Source organism: Arthrobacter sp. PTI12 (assembly GCF_056679915.1).
The window spans coordinates 2,773,708-2,785,835 of record NZ_CM155256.1 but is presented as its reverse complement, the minus strand read 5'-3'; the positions used below and the strand labels follow the sequence as shown (position 1 = coordinate 2,785,835).

Genomic DNA, 12,128 nt, shown 5'->3' with positions numbered 1-12,128 from the left:
CATGCAGTGGTTCATCGACAACTTCTCCTATATTGCGGAGCTCACGGGATACCACCTCGTGCAGGCCATCCTGCCCCTGGTCCTCGGTGTCATCATTGCGGTTCCGGTTGCACAGGCGGCCCGGCTCAGCAAGCCGCTTGGGGGAGTGATACTCACTACGTCCGCACTGCTGTACACGGTGCCATCGCTTGCCATGTTCGTGCTGCTTCCGCTCATACTCGGAACGCAGGTCCTGGATATGATCAACGTCATCGTCGCGCTGACCATCTATGCGGTGGCGCTGCTGGTCCGGTCAACGTTGGATGCGCTCAATTCCATTGACGACGGCGTCCGCCAGGCAGCGGTCGCAATGGGCTTCACCCCATTGCGCCGCTTCCTGACCGTGGACCTGCCGTTGTCCATTCCAGTGCTGTTCGCAGGCCTGCGGGTGATCTCCGTGACCAACATTTCGCTGGTCAGCGTAGGCGCGCTGATCGGTATTCCAAGCCTCGGCACCCTGTTCACCGACGGGTTGTTCAGATCCTTCCCGACTGTGATCGTGATTGGGATAGTCGTGACTCTCGTCCTTGCCCTCGTCATGGACCTGATGCTGGTGTTGCTCGAACGGCTGCTCACTCCCTGGGCGCGGCTGACGAAGGTCACCGCTGACCCGATGACCGTGACGAATGAAGCGAACCTTTCTGCAGATGCCTCACGTGCGGGAGGTGTTCACTGATGGACTACTCAAGCAGTAACCTGCTGGTCCAGATGTTCGAGTGGCTGACGTTCGGGCCGAACTGGAGCGGACCCGGTGGAATCCCGGTCCGGGTGATCGAACACCTGTGGTACACAGCGCTCACCATCCTTATTGCCGCTGCAATCGCCGTGCCGGTCGGCCTGATCGTGGGGCACACGGGGAAGGGCCGCATCATCATTGTTTCCGGCGTCGGAATCCTGCGCGCCCTCCCCACCCTGGGCGTTCTCATCCTGTTCGTGCTGCTGGCAGGCCTTGGACTGATGCCGCCGATCTGGGCACTCGTGCTCCTCGCCGTCCCGCCCATCCTCGCGGGCGTCTATGCAGGAATCTCATCGGTGAACCCTGCAGTCGTGGACGCCGCCCGAAGCATGGGGATGAACGAAGCGCAGGTCTTGTTCCGGGTGGAGGTTCCCAACGGGCTCCAGGTGATCCTCGGTGGCTTCCGCGCAGCCGTCCTTCAAGTGGTGGCGACGGCCGCCGTCGTCGCTTTCATCAATCTGGGAGGGCTGGGAGTCTTCCTGATCGAAGGCACCCAGCTGCGGGACAACGGGCGCCTCTTCGGCGGTGCCGTGGTGATCGCCGTTGTCGCCATTGCCGTTGACGGCGTGATGGCACTGCTTCAACGATTTGCTGTCTCGCCGGGCCTGCGCACATCGCGCACGCCGGCGGAATCACCAAAGACCGGTGGGCAGGAAGCCCACGTCAGTTCACAAGGAGGAACACCATGACCACAACATCCACGCGCGGCTTCCGCCGCAGTCTGCTCGGGTTGACCGCAGGGCTAACCGCGGCGCTTGCCATGACTGCCTGCGGGGTCAACTCAGACCCGCAGGGTGGAACGGAGAGCGAAGGCGCGGAGGGCAGCAGCGGTCCGCTGACCGTCGGTTCGGCAGACTTTCCCGAGAGCCAGATCATTGCCGAGATCTATGCAGGTGCGCTCAATGCCGCGGGCATCGAGGCTGACACCCAGCTCAACATCGGATCGCGTGAGATCTACTACCAGGCGCTCGTCGACGGATCGGTTGACATCATCCCCGACTACAGCGGAAACCTGCTCCTCTTCCTGGATTCGGAAGCAACCGCGGAGTCGGCAGAGGACATCATCGGCGCGCTGCCCGAAGCGCTGGAAGCGGAGTCGCCCGATGTCAACCTCGGGGTCCTGGAGCCTTCTGAAGCCCAGAACAAGGACGCCATGGTGGTCACCTCTGCAACGGCTGAGGAATACGGTCTGACGTCGATCGAGGACATGGCCGAAGTCTGTGACCAGTTGGTGATCGGCGCGCCGAGCACCTTCTCTGAACGTGCTTACGGCCTGCCCGGCCTGGAAGAGAACTACGGTTGCGTGCCGAAGTCCTTTGAACCCATCAACGACGGCGGCGGCGCAGTGACGCTGGAAGCGCTGCTGAATGACACCATCCAGGTCGCCGACATCTACACCACGACACCGTCGATCGCCGACAATGATCTTGTGGTGCTGGAAGACCCGGCCAACAACTTCATCGCCCAGCAGGTGCTCCCGCTGGTGAACCTGGATACGGTTGGCGAGGAAGCACGGGAGGTGCTGAACGAGGTCTCCAGCATGCTCACCACGGAGGACCTGATCAACCTCAACCGCGAGGTGAGCGGCGACGAAAAGCGCAATCCCGCAGATGCCGCCGCTGACTGGCTCGAGGAAAAGGGTCTGGCCGGCGAGTAACGCCGTTCGCCCGGGCATGCCCCAGTCGCATTCATCACAATGCGGTGGGGCAGGCCCGGGCTATGGCATTCTGGGTTGATGGCCGATTTCAAGCAATCCAACAAGCTGCACAACGTCCTCTACGACATTCGGGGGCCACTGCTTGAGCACGCCAAGTACATGGAGGCGGAAGGCCACCGCATCCTCAAGCTGAACATCGGCAATCCCGCGCCCTTTGGGTTCGAAGCGCCGGACGCGATCCTCGTCGACATGATCCGCCACCTGCCCAATGCGCAGGGCTACAGCGATTCCCGAGGAATTTTCTCCGCCCGAACGGCAGTGGTTCAGTACTACCAGGGCCGCGGGATCCAGAATATCGACGTGGATGACGTCTATCTGGGCAACGGCGTCAGCGAACTCATCACGCTCTCGCTGCAGGCCCTGTTGAACAACGGCGAGGAAGTCCTGGTGCCAACGCCGGACTATCCACTGTGGACCGCTTCGGTCAGCCTGGCGGGCGGAACAGCGGTTCACTACCTCTGCGATGAGAGCAACTCCTGGTGGCCGGACGTCGAGGACATCGAGTCCAAGATCACCCCGCAGACCCGGGGGATCGTTCTGATCAACCCGAACAATCCCACGGGCGCTGTCTACCCGCGCTCAGTGATCAAGCAGATCGTGGATCTCGCCCGGCGCCATGACCTCATCATCTTTGCCGACGAGATCTACGAGAAGATCCTGTACGACGACGCCGTGCACGTGAACGCTGCCTCCGTCACCGGCGACGACGTCCTGTGCCTGACCTTCAGCGGCCTCTCCAAGGCCTACCGCATCGCCGGGTTCCGAAGCGGCTGGATGGCCATCTCGGGGCCCAAGCATCGCGCTGCCGATTACATCGAGGGCATCAACCTGCTCGCTAATATGCGCCTGTGCGCTAACGTGCCTGCTCAGCATGCTATCCAGACTGCCCTTGGCGGATACCAGAGCATCAATGACCTGATCCTTCCGGGCGGCCGTCTCCGCCAGCAGCGTGACAAGGCGCATGAGTTGCTTAATGCAATCCCCGGCGTTTCCTGCGAACTGGCACAGGGTGCGCTGTATCTGTTCCCGCGGCTTGATCCCGAGGTCTACCCCATCAAGAGCGACGAGCAATTTGCGCTGGACCTGCTGAAGCAGCAGAAGATCCTGATCTCGCATGGGACCGCGTTCAACTGGATCAACCCGGATCATTTCCGTATGGTCACCCTGCCGAGCGTCGAAGACATTGAAGACGCGATCGGTCGTCTGGCGGAGTTCCTGAGTACGTACAAGCCCTGATCCGTGCGCCCCGGCGGGCGCCTCAACGAGGAGGTTCCATGCACGTAGTACCCGATTTCAGCGTTTCGCCCACGCAGGCTCTGCTTGCGGGACCGGATGTGGATCTCGCACGGATAGACCCGCACTCAACACCGGGTTTCGACGGCAACAAGCAGGAGGGGAAGGCGCGTCTCGAAGCCGGCAAGAAGGGCTTGTCCGAACTGCAGGAGAAGCTGTTCGCGGAGAGCCGGTTCGGCAGTTCGATCTCCGTCTTGCTGATTCTGCAAGCCATGGACACGGCGGGCAAGGGCGGCATTGTCCGGCATGTGGTGGGGGCAGTGGACCCGCAGGGTGTGGAGCATCATGCCTTCAAGGCACCGACGCCCACTGAGAAGAAGCATGACTTCCTGTGGCGGATCCGGAAGGAGCTTCCCGGTCCGGGAATGATCGGCGTTTTCGACCGGTCACACTATGAGGATGTCCTGATTCATCGGGTGCGCCAGCTGGCAACGCCGGAGGTGATTGAGGCGCGGTATGACGAGATCCGGGATTTTGAGGCGGGCCTGGTGGATTCCGGAACGCGCGTCGTAAAAGTGATGCTGCACCTGAGCAAGGAAGAGCAGAAGGAACGTCTGGCGGAGCGGCTAGAGCGTAAGGACAAACACTGGAAGTACAACCCGGGGGATCTGGACGAGCGGGCGCTCTGGGATGAATACCAGCACGCGTACCAGGTTGCCATCGAACGGACGAGCACTCCGGATGCGCCCTGGTTTGTAGTGCCGGCTGACCGGAAGTGGTATGCCCGGATAGCGGTCCAGCAGTTGCTGACTGACGTGCTTGCCGGAATGCAGCTCAGTTGGCCGAAAGCGACTTTTGACGTTGCCGCAGAGAAAGCGAAGCTCGCCGCTACCTGATCAGCTTCTGGATGCGCCTGGTGCATCGGTCTGGTCGCGTGCCGCCGCGAGCCGTTTGCGTGCGCCCTCCAGCCATCGTTCGCAATGGTCTGCGAGGGCTTCGCCCCGTTCCCACAACGCAAGGGACTGTTCCAGGCTCACTCCGCCTGCCTCGAGCTGGCTGACCACCTTCACCAGCTGCTCACGGGCTTCTTCATAGCTCAGCTGGGAAACATCGGTTGCTGCTTCTGTCACCTTCGCCGGAGATTCGGTCATTTCTGGTCCTCGCTGGTGGGAGATTCGATGATGGGCTTCTTCGAAGTTTCGGAACGGGCGCTGATTCGTCCGCCCGCCACCCTGATGGCGAGCAGGGAATCCAATGGTGCCTGATCGGGGGTCCGGACTACATCGCCCTCCTCGTTCTGCACCACTGCATAGCCCCGGTCCAGAGTGTTCTGCGGAGAGAGGGACCTCACGTGGGCGCGAAGGTGGGAAACCCGGTCTGCTTCTCGTGCTACTGCACCTTCAATTGCCATGGTGCTGCGGTCACGCAGCCGTACCAGGTCATCATGGCGGACGCTCACCATTCCGGACGGTTGGGCCAGCACAGGGCGGGAGCGCAGATGTGCCAGCCGCTCAGTCTCGCGGGACATCAGCTGGTCCACGCAGCGTGAAAGCTGCGCCCGTGCCTGCCGGATGCGCTGCAACTCCTCGCTGACGTCGGGGACAACGCGCTTTGCCGCATCCGTTGGCGTTGAGGCCCGAAGGTCCGCCACGTCATCCAGGAGCGGATGATCAGCCTCATGACCGATCGCGCTGACAATCGGCGTGGTGGCCGCTGAGACCGCCCGGACAAGATCCTCACTGCTGAAGGCCAGAAGATCCTCCAGCGAGCCGCCGCCGCGGGCAATGATGATGACATCGACCTCCGGCATATGGTCGAGTTCCAGCAACGCCGAACGAATCTGCGAGACGGCGTTGACGCCCTGCACAGCAACCTCGCGTATCTCAAACTCGACTGCAGGCCAGCGCAGGCGGGCATTCTTCAGCACGTCTTTCTCCGCATCGGAATCGCGTCCCGTGATGAGGCCGATCCGGTGGGGGAGCGCCGGGAGCGCACGTTTCCGATGCGACGCGAAAAGTCCTTCGGCCGAAAGAGCCTGGCGTAGCCGCTCTATTCGCGCAAGCAGGTCCCCCAGACCGACCGGCCGAATGTCCCATGCCTGCATTGACAGGCGCCCTGTCTTCACCCAGAAGTCCGCTTTGAGTCTGGCTACCACCCGGGAGCCACGCTCCAGGGGCATGGTGAGCCGATCCAGAACTGTGCCCCAGACCGTGAGCGACAGCGAGATTTCAGCATCAACATCACGGAGGGTGACAAAGCACATGGAACCGCGCTTGTTGAGTTCAATAACCTGCCCTTCAACCCAGGCGGCGGGGGCGCGCTCGATATGGGCTTTCAGCTTCTCGGAGAGCACATGGAGCGGCCAGGGCTGATCAGCCGAGGTTTCCCCCGCCGTCTCGGGAAGGGTTGTCGGATCCGTGGACACGGAGGAGTCAGCTGTGACCACGGTGCCTACCGGCGCGCCGTCGTGGTTCATCAAATACCGCTTCCTTCCAATACAAGACCCGCCCTATCAGCCTGTCCGGCACTCGTCACCTGCCACCCTCGCGTCACACGGAGGGGACGAGCTGGTGCCGTGCCACTGGTTAATGTTTATCAGGTGCTCCTGACAACGGTTGAACCCGGACCGCAATGTGCAGGAAGAGAGTTTCCGCCCGCCGGTGCCGCCGCAACGACGGCCCCCGCGGGCGCAGGCATAATCGTAGGATCGTCAATCAAGGGAACGGGAGCTGATGAGAACAGCCGGATCGGCCTTCTTTGTCCTGTTTGCACTGATGCTTGGTGTGGTGGCCCTGCCCAGTGCCTGGCTCGCTTCCAATGTGGTGGCCGAAGACGGCTTCGTCCAGCTGACCGCGCCTCTTGCTGACGATGCAAAATTCACGGGTACGCTCGCAGGTGCGCTTGCGGAGGAAGCAACAGCCAGTGTCGAGCTGCCCCCGGGAGTGGCGAACGCGGTGGAGCCGGTGGTGCGGGACGTAGCGCAGGGCATTGCACAGTTGCCCGACTTCGATCGGGCCTGGCAGGACACCCTGCGGCGCTCACATGGCCTGACTTTCGGAGGGCAGGAGCAATTAGATAGTGACTCCGGTGGTCCCGCGGTGTTCACCCTCGACGTTGCACCGCTCGTAGGCCTGGTGACTGCCGAACTTGGCGGTCAATTCGGAGTCGATGTACCGGAACCCGAGCGAACTCTGGTAAATATCGGTGGCACAGACCCGTTTGATCTCGGGGAGAGGGCAGAAACTGCCGCCGACCTGTGGCCGGCACTTGCGATCGCGGCCGGCGTGGGAGCCGTTCTCGCCCTTGTACTGGCTCGTCGTCGAAGCACAACGCTCGCTCTCCTCGGACTCGGAATCCTGCTCACTGGTGGGGTGCTGTGGATCACCTCCGGTTTGGTGCCCGGCCTGGCGAACCAGGTTGGGGATGAAAGTGCAGTGGCCGACGTCTTCAAGGCCGCGCTTGCCGAGCGCGCAGCATCCAGCTTCCAGGAATGGTGTCTCGCGGCGTTGGCAGCGGGGATCCTGCTGCTGGTCGCGGGCGTCGTGGGTCGGCTGCTCAGTGGGTCCCGCCGCTAGCACCGCACCTCCTACTTTTCTGCTCACTGAAGCGCTCGGCTCTGAGCGGACAGCACCCATGCCCCGCCGGGCGGAGATGTGCGGGCCGTTAGCATGGAGGTATGTCCTCCACAGCTGTATCGGTACCCATGCCCATGGTGCCCCGGAACCGGCGCTCGCCGGAAGAAGTCCACGCCGCTGCACCGGTTGCCGGCCAACGCAAGGTACTCCTGGCTGCGCCCCGCGGATACTGCGCGGGCGTTGACCGCGCCGTCATCGCCGTAGAGAAGGCACTGGCACACTACGGGCCGCCGGTGTATGTGCGGAAGCAGATCGTCCATAACCTTCACGTGGTGTCCACGCTGGAGGAGAAGGGCGCCATTTTCGTTGAGGAGAACGACGAGGTTCCGGAAGGAGCGCTCGTGGTGTTTTCTGCACACGGAGTCTCGCCCGCAGTGATCAGGTCAGCAGAAGAGCGCAATCTCCGGACCATCGACGCCACCTGTCCGTTGGTGACCAAGGTCCACCGCGAGGCAGTGCGTTTCGCGCGGGATGACTTCGACATCCTTCTGATCGGTCACGATGGCCATGAAGAGGTGGAGGGAACCGCCGGCGAAGCCCCTGAACATATCCAGATCGTTAACGGACCTGAAGACGTGGACAGCGTAACGGTGCGCGACCCCAGCAAGGTGATCTGGCTCTCGCAGACCACGCTCAGCGTCGACGAGACCATGGAGACTGTGGCGTTGCTGAAGAAGCGGATTCCTACGCTGCAGGATCCTCCGAGCGATGACATCTGTTACGCCACGTCGAACCGGCAGGCGGCAATCAAGAAGATTGCGCCGGATGCGGATCTCGTCATTGTGGTGGGCTCCGCAAACTCCTCCAACTCCGTGCGGTTGGTAGAGGTAGCGCTTGAGTACGGAGCGAAGGCTTCACACCGCGTTGACTTCGCCAATGAAGTGGATGAGTCCTGGTTTGAAGGAGTGTCCACGGTCGGAGTCACCTCTGGCGCTTCCGTGCCCGAGAATCTGGTGCAGGACGTCCTGCGGCTGCTCGCCGATTATGGTTACGCGGACGTCGAAGAAGTGGTTACTGCAGAAGAGGACATCATCTTCTCGCTGCCGAAGGAAATACGCGCAGCGCTGAAGGCCATGGGAGATCCCTCGGGCGGGCTCGGCGGCCGGGGACAGCGACCCACTTCCTGACGTCTCTCCAGCAAGCCGTAAGTTACGCCGTTCGCTCTGCGGGCTCGTCCTCCGATTCTGTATCGATGAGTTCCTGCGCGCTCAACAGCCGGGGTGTGGTCTCCACCGGCTTGGTGGTCAGCTCTGAGGCGCTCGCGTCCGTCTCAAATGCGTTGATCCGGCGCGCGGTGGGAAGCACCCGGGATTCCAGTGTGCCGACAAACGAGTTGTACTTCTCGACCGAGCTCTTGAGCGAACTGCCCAGACGGGTGATGTGTGAACCCATGGTGCCCAGCCGTTCATACAGTTCCCGTGAGAGGTCATACAACTCCTTGGCATTTTCCGTGAGGACATCCTGACGCCAGCTGAACGCGACCCCCTTCAGAATCGCGAGCAGCGTCACGGGGGAGGCCAGCACCACATTCCGCGCGAAGGCGTAGTCCAGCAACGCCGGGTCCGTTTGGAGTGCGCTCGACAGCACCGACTCGAGCGGAATAAAGCACACCACCAGATCGGGGGAATTGTCGGTCCCCTCCCAGTACTTTTTCCGCGCCAGCGTATCCACGTGTGAGCGAACCGCCTTGACGTGCTGGGTCAGGAGTTCGCTGCGGCGCGATTCCTCCGCACCATTGCGCTCTTGGTCCTCTCCGCCCGGCTGTCCTTGGGCTTCCAGATAAGCGTCCAGCGGGACCTTTGAATCGACGACGATCTGCTTGTTCCCCGGCAACTGGATGACCATGTCGGGACGGACAAGGTTGGAGGATCCCTCCCGGGACGCGATGGTGAGGGTGGCCTGCTCGGAGAAATCCACACGGGCGAGCATGCCTGCGGCTTCCACAATCCGCCTCAGCTGCACTTCACCCCAATGCCCGCGCGCGGTGGTGCTGCGGAGCGCGGAAGCCAGCGAGTGGGTCGTGGACAACAGCTTCGAATCCGATAGCTGTGCCTCCTGCAGCTGCTGCGCGAGCTGACCGAACTGATGCGCACGCTCCCTTTCCAGGTGACCCACGTGCGCCTGCACTTGACCGAGCTTGTCCGCCAGCGGTGCAATGGCACGCAGAACCGACTGGTCCTGACCGGACTGTTCGAGAAGCTGCCGGTTCTGTGCGAGCAGGATCCGGTTCTCCGCTTCTGCCGCGGCACGGGCAGACACCGCCGTGCCAAGGCGGGTGCCGGCGTCGTCCATGTCATTGCGCAGCCCGGCGAGGACCGGGCGCAAGAGCACGACGGCGATACCCGCACCGAAGACCAGCCCCAGCACTGCGGTGAGAACTACGAGAAGAAGAGTGTTTCCGTCCATTTCTCCACCATGGCAGGTGCCTCCGACAATTCCGGGATAGGTCGGCTCCGCGGGGCTCCGCGCCGACGCCTCGTCCACGACGGTAGACTGTTTTTCCGTGGCTCTTACTATCGGCATCGTCGGACTGCCCAACGTCGGCAAATCAACCCTCTTCAACGCTCTCACCAGGAACGATGTCCTGGCCGCGAACTATCCGTTCGCCACGATCGAGCCCAATGTCGGAGTTGTCAGTCTTCCTGACCCGCGCCTGGGAAAGCTGGCCGAACTGTTCAGCTCTCAGCGCGTGCTGCCCGCTACGGTCTCATTCGTGGACATCGCAGGCATCGTCAAGGGAGCCTCGGAAGGTGAAGGCCTCGGTAACCAGTTCCTCGCAAACATCCGCGAAGCTGAAGCCATTGCGCAGGTAGTGCGTGTCTTCGACGACCCGGACGTGGTGCATGTGGACGGCGCCGTGAACCCGGTGTCCGACATGGAGACCATCAACACCGAACTCATCCTCGCGGATCTTCAGACGCTGGAGAAGGCAATCCCGCGCGTTGAGAAGGAGGTGAAGATCAAGAAGCGCGAGGCTGCGCAGCTGACTGCAATGCAGGCGGCGCAGGGTGTCCTCGAACGCGGGGATACGATCTTCGCTTCGGTCGCAAGCGACAAGCTCGAGATGGAGCATCTGCGGGAGCTGAGCCTGCTCACGGCCAAACCGTTCATCTACGTGTTCAATGCCGACGACGCCGTTCTCGGCAGCACTGAGCGTCAGAACGAGCTGCGCGCCCTGGTCGAACCCGCTGACTGCATTTTCCTTGACGCCAAGCTCGAAGCCGATCTGGTCGAGCTGGATCCGGAGGAAGCGCGTGAAATGCTGGAGATGAACGGACAGGAAGAGTCCGGACTGGACCAGCTTGCCCGCGTTGGGTTCCACACCCTCGGGCTGCAGACCTATCTCACGGCCGGTCCGAAGGAAGCGCGTGCCTGGACCATCCGCAAGGGCGCGACTGCCCCGGAGGCGGCCGGAGTCATCCACTCAGACTTCCAGCGCGGATTCATCAAGGCCGAGGTGGTTTCCTTCAAGGACCTGGTCTCGGCCGGTTCCATGGCCGAAGCCAAGTCTCGCGGCAAGGTCCGTATCGAAGGCAAGGAATACATCATGGTCGACGGCGATGTGGTGGAGTTCCGATTCAACGTTTGATGTCGGGAGGACCGGGGCCGGAAACCGGCACTGGTCCGCCCATTGTGTCGGTGGCCCTTTCCGAGCATCGGGAGACATCCCGCGTCCCATATCCTTAACTGGTGGTTACGCGACGTGAGGCAGCTCAGATCCTTGATATTCCGTTGGAGATGGCACACCGTCACGGAATCCCTGCCCGGCTCTCAGACGCTGAGTTGTCCGAGCTTTTGCACAATCCACCGGTCTGGCTCGTTCAGTCCAAGGAAAACCGGACGAGTAATCGACCTGTCTGGGTCCAGTTGACCTGCGCGGTCTGTGGTTTCTCGGAAGCCGCGCGGCCTAAGAAGTGGTGGCCGCCGTTCACTTACGTTTGTTGCGCCCACCATTCCCTCGATGAAATCCCACCGGTAATTCCGGGTCTGGTTCGCAGCGAGTACGACGGAATTGGCAGCCGGTTCGTCGGCATCGTCGATGTAGCGGTGCCTGTTCCCTGACCTCCCTTGCCCGGAAGTGATTCAGCCGGGACGTGGGCGCCTCCGATTCTGCTTGATCTCGGACCGCCCACGCTTGTCTTCCAGTCGGCGACGTTGTGACCCTTGTGTACGTCGGGTTGGACGACGGATGGTCGTGGGAGCGACGGCCTCGCGGAGGAGCTCGGCCAGCCGTTTCCTTGCCGCCGTCCGATTGCGTCGCTGGGAACGGTGCTCAGCAGCGCTGATCGTGAGCACGGTGCCCGACAACCGGGCGGCCAGTCGCGCGAGGGCGAGTTCGCGTTGTACCTCAGTTAGAGCTGTCGTAGTCCCGAGGTCGAGACTGAGTTGGACACGCGAGTCCGTAGTGTTGACGCCTTGGCCTCCTGGTCCAGACGCATGGGAGAACTGCTCGAGCAGTTCTCCAGCCGGCACTGTGAAGCCCTGAGGCGCGCCGGGACCCGGGAGTACGTGCAGGCTATCCACACCTGCAAGTCTGCCGTATTCGGAAGAGTTCAGCCCAGGCTGCGCATGGTATCGGTCGATGACTGTGCCGGGCTGCAACTGGAGCCGCACCGTTGCCATGCCGTGCCCTGATGGGAAAATTTGGTTGCATCTCGGTAACAACCATCAACACGCTTTGCTTTTGATACCAAGCAGTAATAAATACCCCTTAGGCTTTCTGCATGTGAGGCACGCCACTTTGAATCAAAGTGCGTGTCAGTCCTTT

13 protein-coding genes are annotated in these 12,128 nt (G+C 62.0%); 9 read left to right on the top strand and 4 right to left on the bottom strand.

The features are described from left to right. Position 1: 1 nt before the first annotated feature. The 5 genes from AC1MBU_RS13275 (at position 2) to AC1MBU_RS13255 (ending at position 4,621) form a co-directional block, all read left to right on the top strand. Positions 2–715, top strand: a complete 714-nt coding sequence (locus AC1MBU_RS13275; RefSeq protein WP_479787452.1) for an ABC transporter permease — start codon at positions 2–4, stop codon at positions 713–715. After that, a complete protein-coding gene (locus AC1MBU_RS13270; RefSeq protein ID WP_346027140.1) occupies positions 715–1,464 on the top strand; it encodes an ABC transporter permease in 750 nt (249 codons plus the stop codon). Before AC1MBU_RS13275 ends, AC1MBU_RS13270 begins: the two co-directional genes overlap by 1 nt. Next, complete coding sequence (locus AC1MBU_RS13265; protein ID WP_346027139.1) at positions 1,461–2,432, top strand: ABC transporter substrate-binding protein; 972 nt, start codon at positions 1,461–1,463, stop codon at positions 2,430–2,432. The genes AC1MBU_RS13270 and AC1MBU_RS13265 overlap by 4 nt, the downstream gene beginning before the upstream one ends. A 78-nt stretch (positions 2,433–2,510) precedes the next feature. Next, positions 2,511–3,728 (top strand): pyridoxal phosphate-dependent aminotransferase, encoded by a 1,218-nt coding sequence (locus AC1MBU_RS13260; protein WP_346027138.1) that lies wholly within the window; start codon positions 2,511–2,513, stop codon positions 3,726–3,728. A gap of 38 nt (positions 3,729–3,766) precedes the next feature. Next, entirely contained in the window at positions 3,767–4,621 is an 855-nt protein-coding gene (locus AC1MBU_RS13255; protein ID WP_277357670.1) for a polyphosphate kinase 2 family protein, read from the top strand. Here the strand turns inward: AC1MBU_RS13255 and AC1MBU_RS13250 are convergent, their stop codons facing one another. Both AC1MBU_RS13250 and xseA read right to left on the bottom strand, forming a co-directional pair. Further along, a complete protein-coding gene (locus AC1MBU_RS13250; protein ID WP_479787450.1) occupies positions 4,622–4,876 on the bottom strand; it encodes an exodeoxyribonuclease VII small subunit in 255 nt (84 codons plus the stop codon). Next, a complete protein-coding gene (gene xseA / locus AC1MBU_RS13245) occupies positions 4,873–6,201 on the bottom strand; it encodes an exodeoxyribonuclease VII large subunit (protein WP_479787448.1) in 1,329 nt (442 codons plus the stop codon). Before xseA ends, AC1MBU_RS13250 begins: the two co-directional genes overlap by 4 nt. A 256-nt stretch (positions 6,202–6,457) precedes the next feature. Here xseA and AC1MBU_RS13240 point away from each other — a divergent pair, with 256 nt between their 5' ends. Both AC1MBU_RS13240 and AC1MBU_RS13235 read left to right on the top strand, forming a co-directional pair. Beyond that, on the top strand, positions 6,458–7,300 hold the full coding sequence (locus AC1MBU_RS13240; RefSeq protein ID WP_277357668.1) for a hypothetical protein: 843 nt from the start codon (positions 6,458–6,460) through the stop codon (positions 7,298–7,300). A 101-nt stretch (positions 7,301–7,401) separates the two neighbouring features. Beyond that, positions 7,402–8,487, top strand: a complete 1,086-nt coding sequence (locus AC1MBU_RS13235; RefSeq protein WP_479787447.1) for a 4-hydroxy-3-methylbut-2-enyl diphosphate reductase — start codon at positions 7,402–7,404, stop codon at positions 8,485–8,487. A gap of 22 nt (positions 8,488–8,509) precedes the next feature. Here the strand turns inward: AC1MBU_RS13235 and AC1MBU_RS13230 are convergent, their stop codons facing one another. Continuing rightward, on the bottom strand, positions 8,510–9,844 hold the full coding sequence (locus AC1MBU_RS13230) for a DNA recombination protein RmuC (protein WP_318533004.1): 1,335 nt from the start codon (positions 9,842–9,844) through the stop codon (positions 8,510–8,512). Between the two features lie 19 nt (positions 9,845–9,863). Here AC1MBU_RS13230 and ychF point away from each other — a divergent pair, with 19 nt between their 5' ends. Both ychF and AC1MBU_RS13220 read left to right on the top strand, forming a co-directional pair. Beyond that, a complete protein-coding gene (ychF, locus tag AC1MBU_RS13225) occupies positions 9,864–10,949 on the top strand; it encodes a redox-regulated ATPase YchF (protein WP_479787445.1) in 1,086 nt (361 codons plus the stop codon). A gap of 101 nt (positions 10,950–11,050) precedes the next feature. Next, positions 11,051–11,422 (top strand): hypothetical protein, encoded by a 372-nt coding sequence (locus AC1MBU_RS13220; protein WP_277357665.1) that lies wholly within the window; start codon positions 11,051–11,053, stop codon positions 11,420–11,422. Positions 11,423–11,443: 21 nt separating this feature from the next. Here AC1MBU_RS13220 and arfB read toward each other — a convergent pair whose 3' ends face one another. Continuing rightward, positions 11,444–11,884 (bottom strand): alternative ribosome rescue aminoacyl-tRNA hydrolase ArfB, encoded by a 441-nt coding sequence (gene arfB, locus AC1MBU_RS13215; protein WP_277357664.1) that lies wholly within the window; start codon positions 11,882–11,884, stop codon positions 11,444–11,446. Between the last annotated feature and the right edge of the window lie 244 nt (positions 11,885–12,128).

Bases quoted from the DNA above. Each gene is read 5' to 3' on its own strand.
- AC1MBU_RS13275 (WP_479787452.1), top strand. From the start codon at position 2: ATGCAGTGGTTCATCGACAACTTCTCCTATATTGCGGAGCTCACGGGA.
- AC1MBU_RS13270 (WP_346027140.1), top strand. From the start codon at position 715: ATGGACTACTCAAGCAGTAACCTGCTGGTCCAGATGTTCGAGTGGCTG.
- AC1MBU_RS13265 (WP_346027139.1), top strand. From the start codon at position 1,461: ATGACCACAACATCCACGCGCGGCTTCCGCCGCAGTCTGCTCGGGTTG.
- AC1MBU_RS13260 (WP_346027138.1), top strand. From the start codon at position 2,511: ATGGCCGATTTCAAGCAATCCAACAAGCTGCACAACGTCCTCTACGAC.
- AC1MBU_RS13255 (WP_277357670.1), top strand. From the start codon at position 3,767: ATGCACGTAGTACCCGATTTCAGCGTTTCGCCCACGCAGGCTCTGCTT.
- AC1MBU_RS13250 (WP_479787450.1), bottom strand. From the start codon at position 4,876: ATGACCGAATCTCCGGCGAAGGTGACAGAAGCAGCAACCGATGTTTCC.
- xseA (WP_479787448.1), bottom strand. From the start codon at position 6,201: ATGAACCACGACGGCGCGCCGGTAGGCACCGTGGTCACAGCTGACTCC.
- AC1MBU_RS13240 (WP_277357668.1), top strand. From the start codon at position 6,458: ATGAGAACAGCCGGATCGGCCTTCTTTGTCCTGTTTGCACTGATGCTT.
- AC1MBU_RS13235 (WP_479787447.1), top strand. From the start codon at position 7,402: ATGTCCTCCACAGCTGTATCGGTACCCATGCCCATGGTGCCCCGGAAC.